Raw genomic sequence first — 26,327 nt, 5'->3', positions numbered from 1 at the left:
GATTTTGGAGGAGTTTGGGGTTGGTGTATTAGTAATGAGCATTGAGATATCCTCGAATTCTGGGGCTGTTTAGAAAAGATGCGCCCTTTACATGAACTCTTTTGATTTATACATGAAGTATTTCCGTTCTTACATGAACTTTTCAGCTTTCTACGTGGACTTTTCAAGTTTATACATGACCTATGTCAGGGAACAGCTCTAAGATACGAAGATCAAAAGAGATGTAATGGAAAAGACCTTCGCAACAGCGAAGGTCTCCTTTTCGGGCAAGTGCGCATTTCGCAGAAGCGAAATGCATTTTCATTTATTCTATCCTACTGTGGCTTTTTTATATGCACTAAATTTTTTCTTAAAGGACTTATTTTTCTTTCTACATGTATTTTCAGCATTCTAACATGAACTATTTCTATTTCTACATTAACTATTTAACTTCTTACATGAACTAATCGCTTGTCTATAAATCTTGTCTTAAAGGAATTAACTTATTTTAACAGCAAATCGGCTCCATGCTGTTGAAGATAAAGGCGATGTCTTCGCCCTCCTGTTTCAATCAACCCTTTTCTTTTAAGCACGCGCTTTGCTGCGTCTAAATCCGTCAGACCAAGAAAGTCCTTGCATTCCTTTGTATTGATGGTCAGTTTGCAGAGCATAAACCATTCATCAATTGCTTCCAAGTGTGCGTTCTTGCTAAAAAGATGGCATGGCTTGCATTCCCATCGGCGAATGTTGCGTTCCATTTTCCGCAATCGACAGCGTGGGCAAAAGACGCCGTTATCAATTTCTGTGAGAGCTATATCAAGTTTGGGGGCTAATGGAAAAGGCTGGTATCGGCGATCTGCAGCAAGAAGGTAATCCCCTATTGCCTGCAATTGGCTCATATTGATATTTTTATTTTGAATATCCATGCGATACAGCTGGAGAAGGAGCTCATCGGCAGTCCAAACTTTAACATCAGCCGGTACGTCCTGGATGAATTGAGAGGAGTAAGCCATGACGACAACAGAGTCGACTGGCAGATTGTATTCTGCTCTCTTGAGCAGTTTTTCAAGTTTAATCTTAGCCGTTTCTGCCTGCACAACCGGACTCTTAAAGAAACGCTGTTTACCATTCGGCATTTTTTGAGTCAATACACTTGGATTTGATCTTAATCGCAGTTCTCCTCCTAAGTTTTTGATTTCTAAAATAATGATCTTTTCCTGGGTAATAATAAGTGAATCGATTTGACTTTGGTCAGGCAGTGAGAGGTCTTGAATTACCAGATATGGATAATCGGGCTCAAAAAAAGAAAGTAGCTTGTCTACTCGTTCTTCACCACCTGCTCCAGCTTTTATTGCACCCAGTTTTTCTGTAATCATCCCCCTTTTCACATGATTTGAAGGCAGCCGCTTCAGCAGCGCTTCATAACCGGCAATTTTTGCCGGCCTATTTCGGTATTTAATGATCATTCGCATCACCTCAACATCATTGTAGCAGGCGTTTCGATAAAATTCCATAAATATCCAAATATCATTTTTGATCATTATATGCGGTTCAAAAATGATATTTGATAGGTTTTATCGTATTTGAAAAGCATGATTTGCAAAGACCTTCGCCGCAGCGAAGGTCTCCTTTAACGAATGAAGCGCGTTTCGCTGAAGCAAAACGCTATCATTAACTTTAGGAGATTTCTTTTTTCTTCATGAACTTTTTTGATTTTCACCTGTATTCTTTCTGTTTATACATGAACTCCTTTTGCTCTTACATGACTTGTTAAAGTTTCTACAGTAACTCTTCTGCTTTCTGCAAGAGTTTGGCAGCCCACAAAAAAACGCCACCCGCCAAAAGGCGGATAGCGTTCATATCACTGCCGGCTTTTCACAGGAATCGACAGGATCATCTCTTCGAGCAGCAGCGGCATTTCTTCGAATGTGTTTTTGATGTGCAGGCGTTCCGTGCGCTTATGGGCGTCTTTGCCGAACGGGCCGACGTTGAGTACGGGCGCGTCCAGTTCTTTCATGGCATGGAACGGGATGCTGTAGGAGTCGCCGTAGACCGGTGTGTTTTTTTCATACGTGATGAAGCTGTCCTGCTGGTCGCCGTAGTTGACGTAGCTGAGATCCGAAATGCCGTTGAAGTAGTGGATCTGCTTGATGTCGAGGCCGAAGCGCTCTTTGGCGTTCGCCGTGACTTGTTCGACGCAGCGTTTGACGAGTTCGTCTTCGCTTGAGTTGACCGGCGGGTAGAACGGCGGCGCATACAGGAGGACGCATGCCGGCGTGAGTTCCTGGCAGTTGATGAGCAGGATGTCGACGATGTGCATCGATTTTTCACGGACGTCCCATTCCGGGTGCATCATGGTGTCGTAAAGGGCGTTGTTGATATAGTCGAGGCCGAATTTATTGATGGCATAATCCATCAATTGTTGGAAGCGCAGGACTTTGATGTCGCCGACCGGTTCGATCCCTTCGCGTTCGCACATCGTGAGATAGTCGCGGGTGCAATGCTCCATCGCTTCGATGGCGACTTTTTCGAATTGGGCAAAGACTTCTTCGGCGTCTTTTTTCATCAGGAAAACGTTGTACATCGCGCTGGTGCGGTATGGCGTCTGCGCGGAATAATGGGTCTTCATGTCGCGCATCATGAGCGTCACCGGCAGCGGCGTCGTTTCGCCGTATTCGGTTTCCTTGAAGTTTTCATTCCATTCCATGCGGTGCGTCAGGTAGGTCGAGATGTAGCTCGATGTGATGCCCGACAGCGGTTCGCCGACGTGCGTCTCTTTGCCGTAGAACATCGCCGACGGCATGATCTTGCCGATCGAGCCGGTGTACAGGTAATGCTCCGTATCGCCCGGCTTCTGGGCAAAGACCGGTTCGCCGTTCAGGAACAGGATGTATTCAAGACCGAATTCCCGCTCGAGGTCGAGCAGTTTCGCAACGCCGTAGCGCATGCCTGCCGAGTTGACTTCTTCGTCCGGCACGGACATCAATAAAAGATTGATCTGCCATCCTTCGGTTGCGGCTTTTTCGATGAGCGCCATGTGGAGCGCGAGGCCCGCTTTCATGTCCATGGTGCCGCGTCCGAACAGGTATTCACCCGATTCCAGGTCTGCCTGTGCATAGTGGTCCAGCTCGTCCTTCACAGCTTTGAACGCTTCGGCCAGTTCATACGGACTGCAGGCGAGCGGTTCGAGGTCGCCGTATTCAGATGTGTGCACCGTATCGTAATGGCTCATCAGGACGACGGTATCCACCGCATCCGGATGCTTGTAAAGCGCCGTCACGTTCTCGCGCCCCCAGTTGACTTCGCTGAGGTGCACATGATCCGGATTTTCCTGGAAATACGGCAGCTCTTCCAGTTTCTCTTTTAATAGGTACGCGAATTCCACTTCGCCTTCTGTCAGCGTCAAGCTTTTCCAGCCGACCAATTCGCATAATAAATCCTGTAATTTCTCGGGTGTCCCCCACAATGCCGTCATCTATGATGCCCTCCTTTTTTCCCCGCTCCATTCAAGCGGGGAATCCACTGACTATGACTCTCCAAACCGTTCACGTGCAGCTTGTTGTTATTTTATTTTAATAGCGCAAAGGTAACTGTGCGCTTTTCTTATTGTCCAACTACGGCAGCCAGCCCCTCGAGGTCGCTTCGGTCCTGCTGAGAACGGCAAAGAGCGCCGTTCCCTTCAGGCCCTCCAGCGCTTGTCGGGGCTACACAGCCGACTGCGCTTTTCTTATTGTCCAGTCTCCGGCGGCTAGATTCTCGGGGTCATAAGCCATTCCGTGTCTAGTTCAATGCCTAGCTCTTCGGGTCATAAGCCAATCCAGCTGTGTGGCAAAGAGCGCCACTTCGCTGGCCTGTCTTATGCCTGTCAGAGCTGAACAGGCACTTCTACTTTTCGAAGCTGTGCGGCAACGAGCGCCGCTTCGCCGGTCTGTCTTATGCCCGTCGAATCTACAAGGCCGCCTGCGCTTTTCTTATTTCAATGTCTTTAGCCATTTTGCCATGAGGTCCATCGCTTTTTCAAGCGTCGGCATCGAGTAGGCATACGAAATGCGCAGGAAGCCTTCGCCGTATGGCGTAAAGGCGGAGCCCGGCACTGCGGCGACGCCGCCTTCTTTCAATAAACGCGTCGCAAACTCGAATGAGGTCATGCCGTATTTCTCGACCGACGGGAAGATATAGAACGCGCCGCGCGGTTTGACGACGTCAAGCCCCATGTCGAGCAGCTTGCCGTAGACGAAATCGCGGCGCTCTTTATAGGCGCGGTTCATTTCTTCCGGCGCGTGGCGGTTGTTCTTCAGCGCTTCGATGGCTGCATACTGGCTCGGCAGCGATGCGCAGACTGCGTTGTACATATGCACTTTTAGAACATGCTGCATGAACCTTTCCGGCCCGAGCAGGAAGCCCATGCGCCAGCCGGTCATCGAATGCGATTTCGACAAGCCTTGGACCAAAAATGTCCGGTCTTTGATTTCATCGAACGCGGCGAACGAGGTGTGTTCGCCTTCGAATGTATTTTCACTGTAGATTTCATCCGTCACCACGAAAAAGTCGTGTTTGCTGAGCTCTTCGACGAGCGGAGCCATTTGCTCCCGAGTCAGCGTCACGCCGGTCGGGTTGGACGGGAAATTGAACAGGATCGCTTTGGTTTTATTCGTCACGAGCGCTTTCAGGTTTTCGGCTGTCGGCACGAGCCCGGTGTGGGACGTGTCGAGCAGCACCGGCTTGCCGCCGTTCATCTCGATGATCGGGCCGTAGCCCGTGTAGCACGGCGACGGGACGATGACTTCGTCGCCCGGCTCGAGAATCGTGCGGAACACCGCATCAAGCGCTTCGGTCGCACCATTCGTGACGATAATCTCCGTTTGCGCGTTGTAGTCGAGGCCATAGCGGTCCTTGAAGAAATCCGCCGCTTCGATGCGAAGCTCGATCAAGCCCGCGTTATGGGAATAACCCGTCATGTCGTTGGTGATGGCGTCTTTCCCCGCCTGCTTCACCGCTTCCGGCGTCGGAAAATCGGGCTGGCCGATTGTCAGGTTGACGGCGTCCGGATAATCGACAAGCTGATTGAAAAACTGGCGGATTCCGGAGACCGGAAGCGCCTGGGTGCGCGGGTTCAAAGTTAATGGCATATGCAAAAATCTCCGTTTCTTGTTAGGCTTTCCTCTATTATATTGCATATTTGCTGAAAATAAACCATGACGGGCTGCCGGAACGAAAAAAAGCGGCTCATGTGCTGAGCCGCTTTTTCCGTTTGCGTATTAAGTCTTCTGCCGCTCCCGAGCCGAACAGCACGCCGATGACGATCAGCACGAGGCCGTAGATATGGCGGCTTGTGATGGCTTCGCCGAGGATGACGCTGGCGCCGACGAGCGAGAACAGAGTGTTCAGGTTCATGAAGATTGCAGCTTTTGTCGGTCCCGCTTGTCCGATCGAGTAATTATAGAGCATGTGCCCGACGGCTGTGCCGAGAACAGCCGAGAAGAAGAATGCCAGCCAGAACATTGGCGGCACATCGGCGAACGCACTGATTTCGCCCGGCTCCTGCACCAGTGAGATGATGAAGAGCAGAATCGAGCCGACGACAAACATATACGCGGTCAACAGCCGCGGATCCATCGAACCCGCCGCCCGTGAGATGACGATATAGCTGAACACCTGAGCAAGGATGGAAATGAAAACGAAAATGTCTCCGAGGTTCATGCCGGTCGTCTCGCTTCCGACCAAAACCGTCGCGGCGACGCCGGCGAGTCCGATGACTACACCGAGCCACTGCAATCTCGATGGATAACTCCGCATGATGAGCGACACCAGCACTGCCGTAAGCATCGGCCCGGTCCCGAGGATCAAGCCAGCGTTCGAGCCGGATGTGATGGAAAGCCCGCTCGACAGGAAGTAATGGTGTGCCACCACGTTCAACGACGATCCGAGAAAAATGAAACCCCATTCCGTTTTCCGCGGCCAGCGCAGCAACTTCACCGCCGCGAGGATGACGAATACGGAAATCCCGGCAACCAGGATGCGGAATGCCGTCAGCGTGACCGGCTCAACATGGCTGACCAAATATTTTACTGAGGGCAGATTAAAGCCCCACATGAGCATAACAAACGTTAATATTGCATAGATCTTCCACTGGTTCACGTGCGCCACGCCTTCTTTCGCCTTCCGAATTATCCACCCATTCTACGCCTTAGCGGAAAGAAAGTAAATGGCGCTGGCGCCTTTTGGGAGTTTTGGAAGGGGTGAAATGGTAATGAAAACGGATACACTTGTATATTTTGTCTTCAACCAAAGAAGTGCTCCTTTTTGGCAGGATAAAAGGCCTTCGCCGAAGCGAAGGCCTTTTCATTTTTAGCAAGCGCTTTTGCGAGAACATCGATAGAGATGCCCGAAACGCCGATAGAAAGCTGGCTAACGTAGATAGAAAGCTTGGAAACATCGATAGAACTCGTCCAAACCGCCGATAGAGAATCCTCACTACGCTTCCTGCTTTTTCACTCCAACCGGGCGCACATCATAATCGTACGCCTTCTTGCCGATCAGCAAACTGAACACGACAAAGGCGAACAAGGACAGCACGACCGGCACGGTGACGGTATGGACGCCGAACAAGTTGCCGTTTGCGGCATTGTAGAAATGCAGCGCGACGTAGCTGGCGATACCGGTCACCATCGATGCGATGGCGCCGAATTTATTGCCCCATTTCCAGTAAAGGCCGAGCACGACCGGCCAGATGAACGCCGCTTCCAGACCGCCGAACGCAAATAAATTAAGGAAGATCAGCAAGTCCGGCGGATTAAGCGCAAGCAGGTAGACGACGATGCCGAGCGCGCCGGTGACGCCGAACGACAGCCGCTTGATGGTTTTGATGTCCGCTTCCGGCTTGATGTAGTTCAAGTAGACGTCTTTGACGATCGACGAGCTGACCAAAATGAGCAGTGAATCGACCGTCGACATAATCGCCGCCATCGGAGCGGCGAGGACAATGCCCGCTGCCCACGCCGGCAGCGTCTCGAGCGCAATCAGCGGAATGACTTTGTCACCGACATCGATGCCCGGCAGGATCGGGCGCGCGAACACGCCGATCAAATGCATATTGAGCATGATGACGCCGGTGACAACCGTCCCGATGATCAATGCCCGGTGCATCGACCGGGCATTTTTATAAGACATTGCCCGGACTGATATTTGCGGCAGCCCGACGACGCCGACGCCGACGAGTATCCAGAAGGACGACACGTAGGCGGCGCTCAAATTGCCGTCCGCCCCGAACGGCGTCACGAGGTTCGGGTTTTCATTCACCAAATCGTTCATGATGTTCGGTACGCCGCCGCCTGCGATGATGACCGCGATGAGCAGCACCAGCGTTCCGACGAGCATCACCGCGCCTTGGACGGCGTCGGTGACCGCGACCGCACGGAATCCGCCGATCGTGACATAAACCAGCACCGAAACCGCGAAGATGAAGAGCGCCGAGTTATACGACAAACCGGTCAGCGATTCAACGAGGCGCGCCCCGCCGATCCACTGCGCCGCCATTGCGGAAAACAGGAAAATGATGATGCTGAGAGCCGACAAAAGGACGACCCAGGTGCTGTCGTAGCGGGCCTTCAGAAAATCGATCATCGTCACCGCATTATAGCGGCGCGCCATGATGGCGAACTTTTTGCCGAGGATCATCAGCACGAAATAACCGGTGACGACTTGCGTCATTGCAAGCAGCACCCAACCGAAGCCCATCGTGTAGGCGGTACCGGGGCCGCCCAGGAAACTCGATGCACTGCCGTATGTTGCGACCATCGTCATCGCCAGGACAAAGCCGCCGAGCTCCCGGCTGCCGAGGAAATAATCGCTGATGAAATTCGAGCTGTCAGCAAGCTTCGTGCTCGACCAATAGCCGATGCCGAAGATGATCAATAAAAACACGAGCATGGGGAGGATCACTGCGAAATTCATCGTTCCTCATCCTCCTCTTCAAACGGCACTTCGACAAAGAAAAACTTCACAATGACGATGACAAGCACCACAATCAGCAAAAAGCCGAGTACGCAGCTATAGAAAAACCAGTCCGGCAAGCCGAATACATAGGTATACTCCTCGACAGGCCGCGAGCCCATGCCGTAGGCAAAGCCGAACCACCAGACAAAATTGAACAATGCGAGCCCGACACCGATCAGCGCTTCCCGGTTGGCGACTTTAAAGCGCCAGTCCGTTTCTTTCATTTCTTCCACTCCGTTCCCTAAAACCTGTCAATGACCTTATCGTACCAATTGCCGGGCAAGCTGTCACGCATGCTTTTTTCCGTTGGCAGGGCGCCGGAAAGTTATACATTGTTCTATGAGCGGTTTTCGCAGTTCTATGAGCAGTTTTGGCGCCTCTATGATCACCCTGGGAATTCTATGATCACTTTTCGCAATCCTATGAGCGCTCAACCCAATCCTATGATCACTCAACCCGCCCCCCCCTCTTTCATTCCATACAAAAACCCCCGAAAGCAGGAGCTTTCGAGGGTCTATTTCACCGTGCCAGCAAATATTCGACATAAACGCGCCAATTGGTGTTCTTGGCGAGTTCGAAGTCAGGCCGGACAATCGGGAATGGCACAAAGACAGCCGGCGAGGCTTCGATTCTTCTGAGGCGGTCTTCTTCGACCGCCACTTCGCCGGGGATGACGCCTTCAGTAAGCACCGCTTTGCCGCCGGTATCGAAACTGACGGTGGCGGGAACTTTGATGGCGTAGCCTTCCGGCGACAGTTTATGGACGAAGCCGGCCTGCTCATTGCGGTCAAAGAGCCACGGCTCCGGAAGCGCGACTGCATCCTGGGCAGCGTTGACAGTGATTTGTGCATTCGCCTTGTGGCCGAATGGCAGGTTGTCTTCGATCGGCTGGTCCGGCATGATGCGCACTTCGTAAAAGGCGAGCGGGTTCGGCTGTTCGGTCGGCTCGAGGGCGCGGTACGCGTCAAGCCATCTTGAATCTTCCGCCGGCACTTGCGATACAGCAAGCACGGTTCCCGCTACGGCTTGGGCCATGCCTTCCGCCTGCACCATGACGCGGTCCTGGACAGCGATGTCCTGCCATTCGTCTTCAAAGGCGTACGTGATGAACGATTTGTCGTTCGAGTAGATTTCAATGCTGAGCGGCAGCGAATCGCCGTTCACTTTCGCGACGACGCCATCGACCGGGCTGATTAATGCCGGATTCGACAAGCGCTGGTCCAGCTGGGCGTTCACAACGGCCAGCTGCGATTCGATGGCTGCCAGGCGCTGTTCAGCCTGGGCGATGCCCGCTGCATACGAACCGTCCTGCGGCACTTCAACGCCGACTTGGAGGTCGACATTGAATTCGATGGTATCGCCGTTGCCGTTCGTCCCGGTCGAGCGGTCCGCATTGCTTTCACTTGCAGAACCGTCGTTTGAAGAACGGGCCGATTCCAAATCGCGGAGCGAACTTTGCACTTCCGACTTCTCGGATTCCAGCGCAGAACGCTCGGATTCCCAGATGGAGCGCTGTTCCTCAGTCTCCGCTTCATTCAAGAGCGCAAGTTCCGACCCTGCCTGGACAGGATCTCCCTCTTTCACGAGCCACTGCTCGATCGCTTCCGAATCCTGGACGTAAATCTGCGTCGTGCCAAGCGGCGCCGTGATCGCTTCTTTCGGCATGTTCTCTTCGTATTCACTGCCGAATGCGCGCTGGTACTCGCTGATGTAGACGTCTTTTACCAAAATGCTTTTCTCTCCGAACATCAAGAGGGCATTGGCCGCAATGAACGCCGAAATGGCGACGGACAAGCCGATGAAAAAGAATTTATTCAACCGAAGCGCCCCCTCTCGTGAAGTCGCCGAGCATTTCACCGATCGGCACATAGCTCAAGCCGGCGATGGCCAAAGCCACCAGCACATAGACCAGAATGAGCACAAAGAGGAGCTTCTTCGGCGCTACTTCTGTGAACGAACGGACAAAGCGGTACTGGAATGCGATGATCAGCGCGGTGAACACCGTCAGCTGATTAAAGAAAAACGTCAGGAACGGCATGTCCAAAAACGTCGCTGCCAGCGGGCCGAATGAAAACAGCGAAACCGGCATCGTATAGCCGGCCACTGCGAACACCAAGAACAGCAGCGCTTTTTCGATCAATAGGAGTGCAAGCACGTAACTCTGCATAACGAGCGCAGGGCGCCAGCGCATTTTCGTCAGCAGCAGGAACAAGTAGGCCACGCCGTATGTATGGAACGCCATATAGATGCCTGCCCAAAGGAGCGTGCCAAGCAGCGAGGTCCAGCGCGCCAGCGTGTAGTCGCTCCACAAGCCGTTTGCCAAATAAGGCGTCAGCGATGCGGTGTTCATCCCCCAGATTTCCCGGACAGCAAAAAGCAGCAAGCCGAATGCGAAAATCCAGGCGAGCCGCCGGTTAAACTTCTGCATAGTGGTTGCATGTAGATTATGTATTAAGTCGCTTTGCCGAGCAAAATAATGCCAAAATTTAAAATCAAATATCATGCGGTGTGATTCCTTTCAGTGCAAGTGATGGTTCTGCATACTTTACTTTACCAAAAACTGTGATAATTTGAAACGCTAAACCCGGCCATAAATGGCAATTGTGCAAGCTTTGAGTCTAAAGGCATACAGAAATTCCCGAAAGCCCGCTCCGGACAAAAAAACTCCTGCATCTCTGCAGGAGTTTCAGGGCAATAAAATCAGACGATTTTATACTTTTTATGGGAAACCACGGTCATATTCGATGCCGCGCCAATTTCTTTTGCGTCTTCCGGTGAAATCTCAACAATCACCGAGTTGTCCATAATTTTAAAAATGGTTCCATTGACTTCTACGCCGTTGCGTGTGAAAGAAATCCATTCGCCAATCTTGCGGGCTGCTACAAATTCAGATACTTCTTTTTCATGCGGTTGAAATGCCATCGTCATCCACGCCTCTCTTTAGATAGAAACAATATCTATTTATTATAGCATAAAAACAGCCGGATTTCACCTTTTTGTCATCAATGGGCGAACTCCTTCAATCTTTTAAAAGTCCGCCTCGCCATTTTCCGTAAAGCGGCGCACTGCGCATAATTCCTTCTCATGCACGGTGCCGGCAAGTTCGATGATCTCCACGGCTTTGCCGGGCGTCGGCGAATGGATCATCAGGCCGTTGCCGAAATAAACGCCGACGTGGTGCAGCCGGCCTTTTCCTTCTTCGTAGGCGAAAAACAGCAAGTCGCCGATCTGCCAGGCTCTTTCATCGTCCTTATCGATTTCGAGCCCCGCTTCCGCTTGGTCCGTTGCATCGCGCGGGATGATGACGCCGTTCGCTTTCAGCAGGTTGTAGCTGAATCCAGAACAATCAAAGCCGTAGCTCGACATGCCGCCCCAGAAGTACGGCAGTTCGAGAAACTGGGCCGCCAGCTGTGCCACATCCATGCCGCTCCCTTTGGCGATTCCGTCGACACTCGGCGCAAGCTCCACTTGCTCTCCCATGATGAAGGCATCGCCGTCCGGCGTCTGCACGCGGACGAATTCGCCCGCTTCTTTCACCGGTAGCATGGCATTGAACGGCGCAACGGCAAGCGGCTTGAAGTCTTCCGTCCATAGCTGCGCTTTGTCCGCAACTACGCGGGCGAATCCTGCTTCGCTCAATGCATCGACTTCCTTCAGCTGTGCAAGCGGCACCCAGCCCGGATAGCCGCGCTCGTCTTTTTTCGACGGCTGCCAGACGGCACAGATCTTCGCCCAGCCGTCGACCACTTCATCGACAAGCACCGGCTCGCCGTACAAGAGCTGTGTCTGCACGCGGTTGCTGCTGACGAGGTCCATGCTCTCTTCCGGGGACATCGCCTTGATCCATTTATTAATGTCGGTTTTCTCACCCGTGCCGAATGCGTCCACGTCCCGTACTTTTCCGGGTTCGGTCCAGACCGTCGCCACCGGTACATTCGCTACCCACCTGGTCGATTCTGAATTGATCATCTTGTTCCTCCGCTCTACTGGTTTCTGGGCTGAAAAATATACAGTTTTTATTGAATGCTCAAATCGGTTGATCTTTTCTTGGCCTGCACTTTTCTTATTCCACACCTGGCAGGATTGTCAGCGTCAAGGCATCGCCGTCAAGCCGGGCTTTCGCGCCGAGCGGCAAAGAGAAATGCGGTTCGCAATGGCCGATTTTGAAGCCTTTGACGACCGGCACTTTCAAATCCTTGAAATAATCATCGAACACTTCGTCGAGCGTCAATGATTTTTCCCGCTTTTTCGGTTCGGCATTTTTGAAGTCGCCGATGACGACGCCTGCCACTTCCTCGAATTTCCGCGCCATGCGCAGCTGGTTCAGCATCTCGTCCACCTGGTACGGCTCTTCGTCAATGTCTTCGATCAACAGGATCTTGCCCTTCGTATCCAGTTCGAATTTCGTGCCAATGCCGCTCCGGATGAGCGACAGATTGCCGCCGACCAATTCGCCTTCCCCCGCTCCACCGACAAGCGCGGTGAGCGGTGCAATCTCTTCGGTATAATGCAGTTCGTACGGACCGAAAAGCTGGCCGAACATGCGGCCGCTGCGTTCATGAAACTCGTCCTTGCCGACATCCGACGCAAGCATCGGCCCGTGGAATGTCACGAGGTCCGCATACTGCCCGATGGCCGTATGGAGGAACGTGATATCTGAATAGCCCCAAAACACCTTCGGATTTTCCTTGATCATCCCGAAATCGATGCGGTCGGCATAGCGCGCTGCGCCGTATCCGCCGCCGGCACAGATGATGCCTTTGACTTCCGGGTCCTCGAACATGCTGTGCAGATCCGCAAGCCGTTCATCATCGCTTCCCGCCAGATAGCCGCGCTTCGCTTCGACCGACTTGCCCATCTTGATGTTCAATCCCAGCCCTTCGATGAACGGCAGGGCTTTTTGTAAGTTCTCCAGATTGGGCGGGCTTGACGGGGCGATGATGCCCACCGTGTCGCCTTTTTCCAATCGTCTTGGCATAGTCCGCAAATAAATCCACTCCTAATCGTTGATCTTTCAATCATACCGGTTTTAGCGGAATTTCGCTTGCAAAGCGAGTTCGATCATGACAAGCATCGCCCGGTACGCCTCCAGGATGTCTTTGGCCTGAAAGTGGACAACCGTCGTGCCGGGAATGAGTTCCGTCCCTGGCATAAGTGCCGCGAGCTCCGCTTCGCCGTAATTCGTGAACTCGATTTTCAGTTCCGGCGACTCCGGCGGGGTGAGCGGCAGGACGCGCTTCCGGTTCCGGATCGCTTCCGCCGTCTTGGTCCGCAGCAGCGCCTGCGCTTTTTTCGGGTGCAGCGCCTTTACGGCCGAACGGGTGATGGACTCTTTCACCGCTGCAGTGACGATGTTCGGAATGAGCGCTTCCGCTTCCCGGCACGCACAATCGTCTCCGGCGACCATCAGCACCGGCACGCCGAAATGCCCGGCAACGTAGGCATTCAAGCCGAACTCCCCCACTTCCACCTCGTTGATCCACATCGAACGGACCCCGAAAATCATCGCATGCGACATGACGCCTTTCTGGCCGGCGCGCGCATGGTAGCCGGCAAAGAAGGCACCATCGTAAGTGGCATCGAGCCCTTCGACCATCGACAGCGCTTTGACGCCGCCGGTGATCAGCATGGCTTCTTCGTGGAGGTCTTCGGCAATCAGGTTGTTCATTTTCGAATGGCTGTCGTTGACCGTGAATTCCAAAGCGCCGCTGTCAAATGCCCCTTCGATGACAGCATTTGCATCCTGCGTCATCAGCTGCCTGCCCCGCTCGTAATTGTGTTCGGATGAATCGACATATGTATAATCCGGAAGCGCCGTCACGCCTTCCATATCCATCGACAAGTAAAATTTCATGTGCACATCCCTTTCTAATTATCGGAACCTTCTAAAATTTACTTTAGCAATAGAACAAACGGATATCAATGCATTATTTCACGAAAGAATTCCTTCATTTCCAATAAATAGACAAACGGCCTTGTGAAAAATTAGAATTTTTAGTCATTTTGGTCCATGGCAATAAAATCCCAGCCCTTTATAATGAAAACAAGCTAATAAATAAACTGAAAAATCAATTTACTAGCGAACCCAAGATCTTCAGAGAAATTTTACAACAGGGGAAAAGGAGCGGATGAGAATGAATTTTGACAAATTGCTTGAACTTGGATGGGAAGATCTTGCGCTTGGAATCGGCGGTTCGACAGCGGTCATGCTGCTGATCAATTATTTCACTATGATGTGAGAGGTGCATTATGTATATCGAAGAATATTAAAAGCCCTTTTCTAGGAAGACAGAAAAGGGCTTTTTGCTGTTTTCAGGCATATTAAAACGCCTGTCCCGGTTGGCTTGGCGGACAGACGTTTATCCATTGGCTGCTTTCACTTTTAAAAACCTCCATTTTCCTGTTTTTCGTACAATTGCCGTTCCATCAACTGCTGTTCAAGCAGTTTCAAAAACATTTCCTTGTTATTGGTTTCCAGCGCATAATCGATCATGCGCTCGTAATTTTCCTTTTCCAGAAATTGAATCGCTTCTTCTGCTTCTTCCCGCGCTTGATCATTCACGTCCAGCAACCCCGCTCTCTCCTCTTGCAGAATCGCTTGTAGATGGGTATGGATATCCGAAACCAGCAAGAGCTGATACAGTGGCAAGCGTATAAACCTGTTTCCTTTTTGGAACACGAAGACTTCAGAAAGATTCTCCACTTGGAGGGTATTTAAGTTGACGATAATTTCTTTGCCTTCTACCGGTATAAAGTGGAACAATTCATCGTCTTTCAGAATGGAGAAGTATTGGTAGGCGAACACAAACTTGACCAAATGGCCTTCTTTTTTCGTATAAAAAGGCTTCATCAATTTAACCTGCAGCATTTCACTCCCCCCTTTTCAAAAAGAGTTTGAAAATTCTTACTACAATTATCATATCATAAAATTCTTATTTTGGATATCAAAAAGTCGGTGTTTTATCGTCCTTTTCGAAGGCATTTTCAGGCTCTTTTTTGCGCTTGCTGATAAAATGCATGAGCCCCGGCTGCACCTGCAGAGAAGTCCGCTCCATCAGATACCGGAGGAATTCCGTAAACTCTCCGTCGCTCATTTCGCCTTGGCAGAAGACGATTTCCCGTGCTTCGAAATCGACTTCTGCGGAAAACGCGCCGCGCCGGCTTCCGGCAGCTGTGATCCGGGAAGCGGCTGCGGAAGCCCTCACTTCCCACCGCACTTTCCGGTACCCGCCTTTTTTGTCCGGGCCATATAATTGCCATTCCAGGATGGTTTCCTGTTGAAGCAGAAAAGCGAATTCCGGTATTTCCAATACCCAACGGCTATGCATTGCCGATCTCTCCTTTCGAAATAAATTATAGGACCTTTTCCATTTTGTTGTTCCATTATATTTCCAGTAAGCGACATTTTTTTATTATACTTCCCGTATATTCCCTTTTCTTGCCCCGATTCACCCGTCAAAACACGGAAATCATTCTGTTTAAAACCGATTAACTTCTCTTCATCGTTTACGCCGCTCCTTTAAAGCCGTATAATAGAAGGAAAGTTTTTATTTGGAGCGATGTGCAATGGCTACGGTTCAATCCCTGGCAAACCGATTTGATGATACGATCCACAATTATATGGCTGCTATCGACAACGCACTCACTCCAACGCGCGAGCTGGATGAGGAAATGGTTCGAAAAGCAGTCTTTTTAGTGCGCCACGACGGCGTCCAGATTTTGTCGTTCAACGAAGAGCGGCTTCTCCTTGAGGCAGTCGTCAAAGATGCCCATGCCGTCAAAGTGGTCTTGAATTTCGATAAGATGACCGTCATCTGCGCATGCCCGCAGGAAGAGATGTGCCGCCACCGGCTCGCCGTCATCTTCTCCCTTTACCAAAAAGTCGCGTCCTTGTCGGAATGGGTGGCGGCTTGGCGGGCACGCCCCGGCGACCAAGTGAAGATGCTGGCCGAAAAGCGTTCGCCTGACCAGTGGACACAGATCATCCGGAGCGTTTGGCGTGAACCGGTTCCGGACTACACCACACGCAATTTCTTCTATTACGAGCAGATGTATGAAGGGCGCCTGAAAAATGCCCTTTCATTCGTGCCGCTTGAACGCGAATGGAAAGTATTCTACCGCACCTATGCCCGCTTCATCTCGCTTATGGAAGTTTGGAGCACGTATATAGCCGGTGCAGATGAAGTGCATCATTCGTTCTTCAAAACCTGGTTCGAAGACGAACTCCATGAACTGCGCGATCTGCTGGAAGCATTGCGTGTCCAGCACCGGACTTTTGAAGCCGACGCATTTCTTGACCATCTCCGCAAACTCGTACGCTCGTTCGTCCAGGTCAAAGACGGCTCGTTCTCCCAGCGCTTCACGGTCTACCGCCTGTTCTGGACCTCGTTGTTCACAGGCAGCAAGCTGCGCCGGGAAGAGCTAAGCCAGTTCAGCTTGCCTGACGCCCGGATTGCCGCATTTTTTGCCATTTTAAACGGCGAGGATGTCGCAGTCGAAAAGATTTCGCCCGGCGAAACATCCGACTGGATCCAGCTCGCGGTGCTTGCCGAGGCTGAAGGGCACAGCCAAGCGATGGAAGTGATTTTGAAAGCCGTCAAACCGCACGTCAAGACATTCCTGTTCGAAGGCTTATACACGCAGTACCGGCACCAGTATGTCCGCATCCTGAGCCGCCTGTTCTCGCAGATCCAGCTCAGCGAAAGCGACTGGGAGGACCTGTTCAAGCAGTTCGGCCATTACGGGCTGCCGGCCTATTCCACTTATCTGATCGAAAAGAAATTATATAAACAATGGGCGGAGCTTCACCATCTCCACAATTCGCCGCTGTATTTCGTCGAGGAATGCGGCTTGAAAGAAGTGCAGGACGCAGCTCCTGATTACGTCCTGCCGCTTTACCACCGCTTCGCGATGGATTACCTCGAAGAACGGAACCGTCCGGGCTATAAGCAGGCGGTCCGCATCTGGAAGAAGATGAAAGCCGCCTGCAAAAAAAGCGGTCAACTGGACTTCTGGCAGGCTTATATCAATGAAATCCGCACCCAGAACAAGCGCTTGCGGGCGCTCCAGGAAGAGATCGAGAAAGGACAGCTTGCATGACTCAGTTCCAGACAGAAGGAAGCCGAACTTATTACCTGAAAATCAGCCGCGGCGATGATTTCCGCATCCAGGCGGTCAATGAGGCGGGGAACCGCATCCCGCCTGAAATGTGGAAAAGCTATTTGTATTTTCTCGACAAGGCCAGTTTCTACGGGCTGACCGCCCGCATCGACGGGCTCGACCTTTTGCTGACCCCTGCCGATTTCGTGCGGTTGTTCCAACAGAAGCCACACCATTATGTGTCGTTCAACGGCCAGTCAGCAGCGGACGAGGCATGGCTGGCTCTTGCCGGCAAAGTTGCCGACTCGCTGAACGATCCCGCGCTGTGGGACCACGTCTCGGTCGACGGCGAAGACATTCTGGTCGATGCCGCCTATGGCGACGCTGAGATCCAGTCGTTCCTCGCCGATACGATCCGCCACCAATTGAAATCCAAAGGCCTAGCCCCTGCCCAACTGCCGTTCATCCAGCATTTCGTGCAGCAGGCCGGCTGGGACGGCTTGCCGGCTGCTGACGATTACGTCCTGGCCGCGCAATTGAGCGAACCCGACAACGATGCGTTCTGGTCGTTCAGGACCGTGCTCCGCTCCAAGCGGGGGTCATCATACTGGTCGCCGACAAAGCGCCGTATGGATGAACCGATCGACAAGGCGCTGCCTGAAAAATGGCGTTCGAGCGCACAAGATATCAAGGACAAGCAGTCGCTCATGCTGAGCCTCTGCCCGTCCGTCGAATACTACGACGATGACCGCTTTTACCACGCGGAATGGACTGATGCACAAGTGCTGGAGTTTCTCCGGAACGATGCGGAAATCCTTCAGGCCTTCGGCATTGAGGTATCGATTCCGTCATGGCTCAAAGCGGTCCAGGAATCGAAGGTCCGCGTCAAGGCCAATGTCCATTCGCCGATCAAGAAGGCGTCCGTGGTCGGCCTTGACCAGATCATCCGCTTTGACTGGCAGTTCTCATTGAACGGCCATGAACTGAGCATGCACGATTTCCAGCAGCTCGTCGCAGAGAACAAGGAATTTATCCGCATCGGCAATGAATGGGTGCGCGTCGACTCCAATTTGCTCATGCAGCTGCGGAAAATGATCGAAGAAGCGGAAGATGCCGATTGGACGATCAAGGATATGCTATTTCAGAATGTGCCGGAAATCATGCTCGATGAAGGCATCGAAGAAGACGATCCGCTTGTCGAATTCCACTTGAACAAGTCGCTGCGGTCGCTGCTTGATAAATTGCTCGACAAGCGCGACTTGCCGCCGACGCCCATTCCGGAGAACCTGCACACCGAACTGCGCCCTTACCAGAAGACCGGTTTCGATTATCTGGTCTTTATGCGCGAAGAAGGCTTCGGCCTTTGCCTTGCAGATGACATGGGCCTCGGGAAAACGGTACAGCTCATCGCTTACCTGCTTCACGTCCACGGCAAGAAGCCGGTGCAGCCTTCATTGATCATCTGCCCGACTTCAGTGCTCGGCAACTGGCAGAAAGAGCTTGAGCGCTTCGGCCCCGACTTGAAAGTGGTCACCCATTACGGGCCTTCTCGCCCCAAGGGAGAGAATTTCCAGAAATTCCTCGACGCCGAAAAACCCGACGTCGTGCTGTCGACCTACGGCATTGCTTCATCGGATGCCGAAGAGATCCAAAGCCTCCAATGGACCAGCATCACGCTCGATGAAGCGCAAAACATCAAGAACATGTACACAAAGCAATCGCGCACTATCCGGAAATTCCGCGGCGAGCACCACATCGCCTTGACGGGGACGCCGATTGAAAACCGCTTGTCGGAATTATGGTCGATCTTCGACTTTATCAATAAAGGCTATTTGTATCGCATCAAACAGTTCCAGGAAAACTTCATGATTCCAATCGAACGCGACGATTCCGAGGAACATAAGGAGAAATTGCGCCAGCGCATCCAGCCGTTCCTTCTGCGCCGGACGAAGAAAGACCCGGATCTGCAGCTGAACTTGCCGGAAAAGCAGGAGCAATTGGAATATTGCCCGCTGACGCCGGAACAGGCCGCATTGTACGAAGGGCTGGTGCAGGATACGGTGCAGAAAATGGAGACGCTCACAGGCTTCGAGAAAAAGGGCCTTGTGCTGAAAATGCTGAGCAAGCTGAAGCAGTTATGTAATCATCCTTCGCTGTACTTGAAAGAACCCTATACGACGGCAGATGAAATCCTGCCCCGTTCCCAGAAGCTGGAGCGTATTGTGACTCTGGCAGGGGAAATTGCAGAACGCGGGGAGCAATGTTTGATTTTTACGCAATATATCGGAATGGGCCATCTGCTGCAGCAGGCGATCAACGAGCTGTATGGCCATGAAGTGCCATTCTTGACCGGCAGCATGCCGAAAAACCAGCGCGATTCACTTGTCGCTGCATTCCAGGAAGGCAAATTCCCGATTTTCATCTTGTCATTGAAAGCGGGCGGCACAGGCTTGAACTTGACCGCAGCCACGCACGTCCTCCATGCTGACAGATGGTGGAACCCGGCTGTTGAGAACCAGGCGACTGACCGGGCATACCGCATCGGGCAGACGCAGTTTGTCCATGTCCATAAATTTGTGACGATCGGAACGATCGAGGAAAAAATCGATTCGCTTTTGACGCAGAAACAATCGATGTCTGAACAGTTCATCCAATCAAGCCAGTGGATGACCGAGTTGTCGGACAGCGAACTGAAGGAATTGTTCACCTATAATCTTTAAATGATTCGGCCAGGCCCCCACCTGGCCGAATTTTCTTTTAGACGGAAAACCAGTCACCCTTCTTGAGCGGAACGGAAGATCGCTTTCAGTTCACTTAGTTCCCGCTCCGCTTCTGCCAAACGCTGATGGAGCAACGCAGTCAAGCGGATCAATTGCTCCATATGCACTTCTAATTGCAATTGCACGTCTTTCGGCATGTCTAAGTGCCTCCCTTTTCAGTTATACACGTACTCCTTCCGTAGAAGGCGGCTGGAAGTCGAAATCTGCTTCAGACTCCGGCTGCCGGCTGGATGGTTCTTCCTTGTCCTTCCGTTTGTCGAGGAAGCGGATCTGGTCGCCCAGCACTTCCGTGACATAGACGCGCGAACCGTCCTCCCTGTCGTAATGCCGGGACTGCAGCCTGCCCGTTACCGCGACGAGCGACCCTTTGCTGCAGTATTTGTGGATGTTGTGGGCGGGCCTGCCCCATGTCGAACAAAGGACAAAATCCGTTTCCACATCCCCTTTCTGGTTTTTGTAGTTCCGTGAAACCGCCACAACGAACGACGTATGTACGCGGCCTTCTGCCAAAACGCGCATCACTGGATCTTTGGTCAACCTCCCTACAATGCCGACTTGGTTCATGTATTCACCTCCTCCCGATTACACAGAGCATACTAAGAAAAGCGGCGGCAGCGCAAAGTCCCAAAAATGGAATTTACGCCGTTTTCGCCGCTAATTTTTTATTTTTCGCGTCCGCAAGAAAAAAATTGCAGTATTTCATTGTGACCATAAGGGCATTTTTTTAGTTTTTAAGGGAAAATAAAAAATGGATTTTCGCTATTTTTTACATTGTTTTTTCGAGGCGGCCCCAAAAATAATGACTATGATATACTGGAAAAAAGCGATGTTTGGAGTGAGTTGCGTGAAGACATTTAAAATGCTGTCGTTAAGCGTTGTTGAAGATGACCAGTTGACGGCATACCCGCTGGAAGACGGCATCATCATCAACCAGGAAAACAGCCACCGTTCCTGGGTGCTTGAAATGCTGATGGATATGAAGTATCAGGAAGTTTTCAACAATATGAAGGAAACGGGCAAGATTTACGACGTCAAAGTCGTCATCTCCTACCCGGAAAACGAGCCGGCCACATTCGAAGTGGCGGTCTACGGAGTCAAAGTGATCGGCGATCATATTTCCGTCCTGCTGAAAGGCACATTGAAGCGTGCCCGCCGCAAATACGCCGAATCCCTCCTTGCGGAACTATTGGAGGACGGGTTGGCAGGCGACGATTTGCTGGACCGCTTTGAAAACGATATGCGCAAGCGCCCGGTCCTGCGCAAGGACGAAGTGAAACCATCGCAATAAAACATAAGGGCATCCGCTTCGGAGGATGCCCTTGTCAGTCTGTCGAGAAACTTTCTTTAGATAAGTTAATAGACGAAATTAACTTCCTACCTCGCTTCGGCCGCTTCGGGCATGGCTTTCGCCATGAGCCGGGAAGGACACCCGTCTCATAGCTTCGCCCAGCCCTTGGACGCGCCGGCGCTGGTTTCGCTCTCAAAAGCTGATAACATTATCCGTTTTCGCAGTTCTATCTGAGATATGGAGCAAAACAGCGGAGAAAACCGTACTGCTCCTGCAGCACTGCGTGCTTCGTCGCAAAGTACCGGCCAAATGCTGTTTGGCCGATACTTGCCTGCGGGAAAGCGAGACAGCCGAGACCCCGCAAGGCGCATTAGCGCCTGAGGAGGCTTGGCGCTCGCCCGCGGCAAGCGAAGCTGTTTTGCGGAATATCGGTTAAAAGACAAGCGTTTTATATCTTTTTCAACAATTAACCTTAGGTATCCGCTCCGGCGGATGCCTTTGTTCGTTTTCCGATCCCTATTTTATTTTCTATGAGCGGTTTTCTGGTTCTATGAGCAGCTTTCGGAGGCCTATGAGCGCTTTCCGGCATTCTATGATCACTCAGCGGGGTTCAATGAGCATTTATCGCCAATTAAGCCGGACGGACACATCCGGAAGCCAAAAAACCAGCCGGGAGCACATGCTCCCGGCTGGTTCTATGTATTAAATATTCAGTTCAAACGTGCCAGCTTGGTTTCGACGAATGCGGCTTCGGCGCGGCAAGCGTAATCGAAGTTTGTCTTCATTGCCTCCTGCTTGGCTTCGATCCGGCTGATCTGGTCTTCCGTCGGCGGTTCGCTGAGGATTTTTTCGATGGTCTGATTCATCTTCGATGCGACTTCCTCATGGAATAGCGGGCTTTCCTTCACTTCCACCGGCACTTTTTCATACCATGCAGCATTCGTTTCGATATAGTCTTTCCATTCTTTTATAAAGTCACTTAAATCATAACGGTCCTCGTCCCACTCGATGTCGGCCATATAGCTTTCATACACTTTGGAGATAGAGCGCGTTATGCTGCTTTTTACACCTGGCGGCAATACTTTGTACATGATAACCCTCCTACATTCCACAAGAAGCGGCAACCGTGCAGCTGCCAATCTAGCTGTTTCAAGATTATTGTACAGGAACGTGCATTTAAATACAAACGCCTGCCGTCACTTTGAGACAATAGGCCCTAGTGCAAATAGAATATCACATTCACAGACCAATTCGCCGTCAACGGTCGCAATGCCATGCCCTTTGCCCATCGATCCGCGAAGTTTCGTCAATTCCACTTCCAGCTTCAGCTGGTCGCCTGGCACCACCTGGCGTTTGAAACGGCAATTGTCGATTCCTGTGAAGAAGGCTAGACGGCCTTTATTGGCATCCATCTGCAGCACTGCAGCCGCCCCGACCTGCGCCAAGGCTTCTACAATCAGCACACCCGGCATTACAGGATATCCCGGGAAATGGCCGTTAAAGAATTCTTCGTTCGCTGTTACGTTTTTCAGCCCGACGGCTTTTTTCCCCGGTTCGATTTCCAGGATACGGTCCACCATCAAAAATGGATAGCGGTGCGGCAAGATTGCCTGAATCTGCTCAACTGTCAGCATCGTTACAACCCCTTTGGTCAAATGATTTTTGGTTAAGATAATTTCATTTTTTATTCGAATGCGTGCAATTCCTCCGCAAATTAAAGAGGAGCGGAAATTATTTCTTCCCGCTCATGATATCTATAATATGCTGCCATGTCTCCCATTTCAGCGCGTCGGCTGCTTTTCCATCACCGACTACACCATAGCCGATCATCGCTCCAAGCGCTGCTGCAATGACGATCAACGCCAATACAATGATGATGCGGAGCCATATCGGAAACAGGCGGATCTGCACCCAGCCAGTCGTTTTCGGTGCAGCCTTCGTTTTTGGGGCGGCGTCAGTGGATGTCGTTTTTCTAGCGTCTTTTCGAAGAATCGCTTTATTGTTTGTTTCAGCCATTCAATTAGTCAACCTTTCCATCGATGCATCCAACCGCGCATTCCGGGTTGCCTCGAAATGCGGAGTTGCCTGTTGTCCATATGCATCTGCATTAGTTGTCATTATACTAAAAAATCTCATCAATGCCATATGCCATTCGTCATAAACTAAGCAGAACCCGGCATACGAGCCGTTTTATCTGCGCCGCGACATTCTATTCATGTTGTCGAGGATGATGCCGGTACCGAGTGCCACGCAATTCATCGGCGTGTCTGAAACCGTCACCGGTACTTTCAATTCGTCTGCCAGCAACTGGTCCATGCCATGGATCAAGGCACCGCCGCCGGTTAAAATAACGCCGCGGTCAATAATGTCAGCAGACAGTTCCGGAGGTGTTTTCTCCAGCACATTTTTTGCAGCGAGGACGATCATGCCGATCGACTCTTTCAAGGCTTGCTCGATTTCTGAAGAATGAACCGTGATGACGCGCGGCAGACCTGTCACCATATCGCGTCCGCGCACTTCCATTTCTTCGTTGCGGCTCGATTTTCCGACAGATCCGATCTGCAGCTTGATGTTTTCAGAAGTCCGTTCGCCGATCAGCAATTTGTATTGGCGCTTGATGTATTGAAGGATATCGTTGTCAAAAACGTCTCCAGCGACTTTGATCGATTCGCTCGTGACAATGTCGCCCATCGAGAGAACTGCCACATCAGTGGTCCCGCCGCCGATATCGACGACCATGTTCCCGCTTGGCTGATAGATGTCCATGCCGGCTCCGATCGCCGCCACTTTTGGTTCTTCTTCAAGGAATACTTTCTTGCCGCCGGATTTTTCTGCAGCTTCCCGTATCGCTTTCTGTTCGACGCTGGTGACGTTTGTCGGACAGCAAATTAGGATGCGCGGTTTAGTCATAAAGCCTTTTACTTTCAAACGGTTCAAGAAGTACTTTAGCATCATTTCGGTCACATCGAAGTCTGCAATGACACCGTCTTTCAACGGGCGGACGGCGATAATATGCTCCGGTGTACGGCCGATCATTCTGCGTGCCGCTTCCCCTACAGCGAGCACTTCGTTCGTCTTGCGGTCCATCGCGACTACAGAGGGCTCGTTCAAGACAATCCCTTTGCCTTTAACATGAATCAGGACATTGGCTGTCCCGAGGTCAATTCCTATATCTTTTGAAAACATTTATTCCGTTTCCCCTTCCAAAATAGCGTGTCCGTTCGTAGAGCAGAAAAAGCTCTCCTAACTGAATATTTTATCATAGAAGAGATAGAAAAGAAAAAGAATTATCAGGAATATAGCCCTGTTTTGACCTTCAATTAACATTTTTCACTGAAAAAGTATAAAGTGTAAAAATTTATCGGCACGTTTTCTTTCCTTTTATTCCCACAATTCTATAGGCATAATTAAAGCCCTTCAGCAGATGCCGAAGGGCGGTAAGGATAAGATCGAATTATACCAATTGCTCTTCTTTCACTTCCGTATTGGTAGTAGAGACGCGTTCGATGTCTGCACCCAATGCCGCAAGCTTCTGATGGAAATTCACATAACCTCTGTCCAAATGATAAAGTTCATTGACGCGCGTGATGCCTTCTGCAGCCAATCCGGCAAGGATCAATGCAGCAGCAGCTCTCAAATCTGTAGCAGCCACTTCAGCTCCTTGAAGCTTCGACGGGCCTTCCATAATTACGGAACGGCCTTCAATCTTCACTGAAGCGTTCATGCGGCGGAATTCCTCAACGTGCATAAAGCGGTTTTCAAATACGGTTTCCGTCAAGATGCCGTTGCCTTGAGCTGTCAGCATCAATGCCGTCATTTGCGATTGCATGTCTGTCGGGAAGCCTGGGTGCGGCATTGTCTTGATATCGATTGAACGAAGCGGACGGTTAGAACGGATTCTAAGCCCTTCCTCCTCTTCCTTCACATCTACACCCATCTCACCCAATTTAGAAATTAAAGCTGTCATATGTTCCGGAACAGCATTTTCGATGATGACATCGCCTTCAGTGATGGCTGCAGCTACCATGAATGTACCTGCTTCCACACGGTCGGGAATGATGTAATGCACCGCACCGTTCAATTCGGATACACCTTCAATACGGATCGTATCCGTTCCAGCGCCAACGACTTTCCCGCCCATTTCGTTGATGTAATTAGCCAAATCAACGATTTCAGGTTCTTTCGCAGCATTTTCGATAGTCGTTAAACCTTCGGCAAGCGCTGCTGCTGTCATGATATTCTCAGTCGCCCCGACACTCGGGAAATCGAGATAGATTTTCGCGCCGCGCAAACGTCCATTGACATTCGCTTCGACAAAGCCATTTCCGAAAGTAATTTGGGCACCCATCGCTTCGAACCCTTTAAGATGCAATTCGATCGGGCGGGACCCGATGGCGCAGCCGCCTGGAAGTGCAACTCGAGCGAATCCATTACGTGCAAGCAACGGCCCCATTACCAAAATCGAAGCACGCATTTTGCGAACATATTCAAACTGCGCTTCACTTGATAATTCCATGGATGAATCAATCACCATTTCATTTTTTTCCGGGAAGTATTCGACTGAAGCATTCAAGCTTCTAAGCACTTCTTGAATGGTGTACACATCTGCCAAGTTCGGCACTTCTTTGATGATGCTTTTCCCGTTCGAAGCGAGAAGCGATCCGGCAAGAACCGGCAACACCGCGTTCTTAGCCCCTTCCACCCGCACTTTCCCTTTTAATTTTTGGCCGCCTTTTACAATAATCTGATCCACTGATATGCCCTCCATGTATAAAATAATAATCTATATGTACGCAAGTACCTTAAAAGTCCAATGTCATAAATTAGAAACAAAACCTTTACTATAATACCTGTTTTTTACTAACACTACAAGTAACTTTGCAATCATTTTCGATAAAAAGAATATTCTTTGCTTATAACTTTCGTAAGTTCTTCACATTTTAAGTCCGTATTTGACAAATTCATATTACATTATGATTACAGACTTAATTTTCCCTGAATCTGCCGATTTAAACCTGAATCCGGACATTATTTCCCGGGAAATAGGAAATGGCAAATGTCTTTGGCCTTAGTTTATGCGATACCGCGAATACGAATCCGTGTTCTTTTTCCTAACCGAAAATCCACGTTTTGCCTACAAAACTGGAAATCAGCAGCGAAAATCTTGCCTTTCCTGCTAGAAATAC

Annotated in this window: 24 protein-coding genes; 3 read left to right on the top strand and 21 right to left on the bottom strand. The window is 51.0% G+C overall.

Annotated features, from left to right (window positions below; genetic code table 11):
• Positions 1–482 precede the first annotated feature (482 nt).
• The 14 genes from ACTL32_RS00770 to ACTL32_RS00705 form a co-directional block, all read right to left on the bottom strand.
• A complete protein-coding gene (locus tag ACTL32_RS00770) occupies positions 483–1,520 on the bottom strand; it encodes a nuclease-related domain-containing protein (RefSeq protein ID WP_441339682.1) in 1,038 nt (345 codons plus the stop codon).
• Positions 1,521–1,840: 320 nt separating this feature from the next.
• Positions 1,841–3,454, bottom strand: a complete 1,614-nt coding sequence (locus ACTL32_RS00765; protein ID WP_441339681.1) for a M20/M25/M40 family metallo-hydrolase — start codon at positions 3,452–3,454, stop codon at positions 1,841–1,843.
• A 496-nt stretch (positions 3,455–3,950) separates the two neighbouring features.
• Positions 3,951–5,108, bottom strand: coding sequence for an aminotransferase class I/II-fold pyridoxal phosphate-dependent enzyme (locus ACTL32_RS00760; RefSeq protein ID WP_441339680.1), 1,158 nt, complete (start codon positions 5,106–5,108; stop codon positions 3,951–3,953).
• Between the two features lie 97 nt (positions 5,109–5,205).
• On the bottom strand, positions 5,206–6,117 hold the full coding sequence (locus tag ACTL32_RS00755) for a DMT family transporter (RefSeq protein ID WP_441339679.1): 912 nt from the start codon (positions 6,115–6,117) through the stop codon (positions 5,206–5,208).
• 336 nt (positions 6,118–6,453) lie between these two features.
• Positions 6,454–7,932 (bottom strand): sodium/pantothenate symporter, encoded by a 1,479-nt coding sequence (panF, locus tag ACTL32_RS00750; protein WP_441339678.1) that lies wholly within the window; start codon positions 7,930–7,932, stop codon positions 6,454–6,456.
• Complete coding sequence (locus tag ACTL32_RS00745) at positions 7,929–8,198, bottom strand: YhdT family protein (protein ID WP_441339677.1); 270 nt, start codon at positions 8,196–8,198, stop codon at positions 7,929–7,931. Before ACTL32_RS00745 ends, panF begins: the two co-directional genes overlap by 4 nt.
• 295 nt (positions 8,199–8,493) lie before the next feature.
• Positions 8,494–9,792: an efflux RND transporter periplasmic adaptor subunit gene (locus ACTL32_RS00740; protein ID WP_441339676.1), complete on the bottom strand. Its 1,299-nt coding sequence runs from the start codon at positions 9,790–9,792 to the stop codon at positions 8,494–8,496.
• Positions 9,785–10,402, bottom strand: coding sequence for a hypothetical protein (locus ACTL32_RS00735; RefSeq protein ID WP_441339675.1), 618 nt, complete (start codon positions 10,400–10,402; stop codon positions 9,785–9,787). The genes ACTL32_RS00740 and ACTL32_RS00735 overlap by 8 nt, the downstream gene beginning before the upstream one ends.
• A gap of 272 nt (positions 10,403–10,674) precedes the next feature.
• Positions 10,675–10,896: a DUF2187 family protein gene (locus tag ACTL32_RS00730; protein WP_204891039.1), complete on the bottom strand. Its 222-nt coding sequence runs from the start codon at positions 10,894–10,896 to the stop codon at positions 10,675–10,677.
• 105 nt (positions 10,897–11,001) lie between these two features.
• Positions 11,002–11,943: a C40 family peptidase gene (locus tag ACTL32_RS00725; protein WP_441339674.1), complete on the bottom strand. Its 942-nt coding sequence runs from the start codon at positions 11,941–11,943 to the stop codon at positions 11,002–11,004.
• A 94-nt stretch (positions 11,944–12,037) separates the two neighbouring features.
• Positions 12,038–12,961 carry a S66 peptidase family protein gene (locus tag ACTL32_RS00720; RefSeq protein WP_441339673.1) on the bottom strand — a complete coding sequence of 308 codons (924 nt, stop codon included), beginning with the start codon at positions 12,959–12,961 and terminating at the stop codon, positions 12,038–12,040.
• Positions 12,962–13,003: 42 nt separating this feature from the next.
• Positions 13,004–13,828: a M55 family metallopeptidase gene (locus ACTL32_RS00715; protein WP_441339672.1), complete on the bottom strand. Its 825-nt coding sequence runs from the start codon at positions 13,826–13,828 to the stop codon at positions 13,004–13,006.
• A gap of 528 nt (positions 13,829–14,356) precedes the next feature.
• Positions 14,357–14,842 carry a transcriptional regulator gene (locus tag ACTL32_RS00710; protein ID WP_441339671.1) on the bottom strand — a complete coding sequence of 162 codons (486 nt, stop codon included), beginning with the start codon at positions 14,840–14,842 and terminating at the stop codon, positions 14,357–14,359.
• Between the two features lie 76 nt (positions 14,843–14,918).
• A complete protein-coding gene (locus ACTL32_RS00705) occupies positions 14,919–15,302 on the bottom strand; it encodes a hypothetical protein (protein ID WP_441339670.1) in 384 nt (127 codons plus the stop codon).
• 238 nt (positions 15,303–15,540) lie between these two features.
• Here ACTL32_RS00705 and ACTL32_RS00700 point away from each other — a divergent pair, with 238 nt between their 5' ends.
• Positions 15,541–17,073, top strand: a complete 1,533-nt coding sequence (locus tag ACTL32_RS00700; RefSeq protein ID WP_441339669.1) for a hypothetical protein — start codon at positions 15,541–15,543, stop codon at positions 17,071–17,073.
• A complete protein-coding gene (locus tag ACTL32_RS00695) occupies positions 17,070–19,793 on the top strand; it encodes a DEAD/DEAH box helicase (protein WP_441339668.1) in 2,724 nt (907 codons plus the stop codon). Before ACTL32_RS00700 ends, ACTL32_RS00695 begins: the two co-directional genes overlap by 4 nt.
• Positions 19,794–19,846: 53 nt before the next feature.
• Here the strand turns inward: ACTL32_RS00695 and ACTL32_RS00690 are convergent, their stop codons facing one another.
• A complete protein-coding gene (locus ACTL32_RS00690; protein WP_204891047.1) occupies positions 19,847–19,990 on the bottom strand; it encodes a hypothetical protein in 144 nt (47 codons plus the stop codon).
• A gap of 22 nt (positions 19,991–20,012) precedes the next feature.
• On the bottom strand, positions 20,013–20,417 hold the full coding sequence (locus ACTL32_RS00685) for a single-stranded DNA-binding protein (RefSeq protein WP_441339667.1): 405 nt from the start codon (positions 20,415–20,417) through the stop codon (positions 20,013–20,015).
• 280 nt (positions 20,418–20,697) lie between these two features.
• Here ACTL32_RS00685 and ACTL32_RS00680 point away from each other — a divergent pair, with 280 nt between their 5' ends.
• The gene (locus ACTL32_RS00680; RefSeq protein ID WP_441339666.1) at positions 20,698–21,141 is read left to right on the top strand and encodes a YwpF family protein; all 444 of its coding nucleotides are present in this window, start codon (positions 20,698–20,700) and stop codon (positions 21,139–21,141) included.
• 710 nt (positions 21,142–21,851) lie between these two features.
• Here the strand turns inward: ACTL32_RS00680 and ACTL32_RS00675 are convergent.
• From ACTL32_RS00675 to murA, 5 genes are all read right to left on the bottom strand, one after another.
• Complete coding sequence (locus ACTL32_RS00675) at positions 21,852–22,232, bottom strand: hypothetical protein (protein ID WP_441339665.1); 381 nt, start codon at positions 22,230–22,232, stop codon at positions 21,852–21,854.
• Positions 22,233–22,337: 105 nt separating this feature from the next.
• Positions 22,338–22,775, bottom strand: a complete 438-nt coding sequence (gene fabZ, locus ACTL32_RS00670) for a 3-hydroxyacyl-ACP dehydratase FabZ (RefSeq protein ID WP_204891051.1) — start codon at positions 22,773–22,775, stop codon at positions 22,338–22,340.
• A 97-nt stretch (positions 22,776–22,872) separates the two neighbouring features.
• Entirely contained in the window at positions 22,873–23,157 is a 285-nt protein-coding gene (locus ACTL32_RS00665; protein WP_441339664.1) for a DNA-directed RNA polymerase subunit beta, read from the bottom strand.
• Positions 23,158–23,331: 174 nt separating this feature from the next.
• Positions 23,332–24,327 carry a rod shape-determining protein gene (locus ACTL32_RS00660; RefSeq protein WP_441339663.1) on the bottom strand — a complete coding sequence of 332 codons (996 nt, stop codon included), beginning with the start codon at positions 24,325–24,327 and terminating at the stop codon, positions 23,332–23,334.
• A 268-nt stretch (positions 24,328–24,595) separates the two neighbouring features.
• Positions 24,596–25,894 carry a UDP-N-acetylglucosamine 1-carboxyvinyltransferase gene (gene murA, locus ACTL32_RS00655; protein WP_441339662.1) on the bottom strand — a complete coding sequence of 433 codons (1,299 nt, stop codon included), beginning with the start codon at positions 25,892–25,894 and terminating at the stop codon, positions 24,596–24,598.
• Positions 25,895–26,327: the final 433 nt, after the last annotated feature.

It is taken from the genome of Planococcus sp. FY231025, from assembly GCF_052078085.1.
Classification (GTDB): Bacteria; Bacillota; Bacilli; order Bacillales_A; family Planococcaceae; genus Planococcus.
Note: the sequence above shows the minus strand (reverse complement) of the source record. Positions and strands in the feature narration are given on the sequence as shown.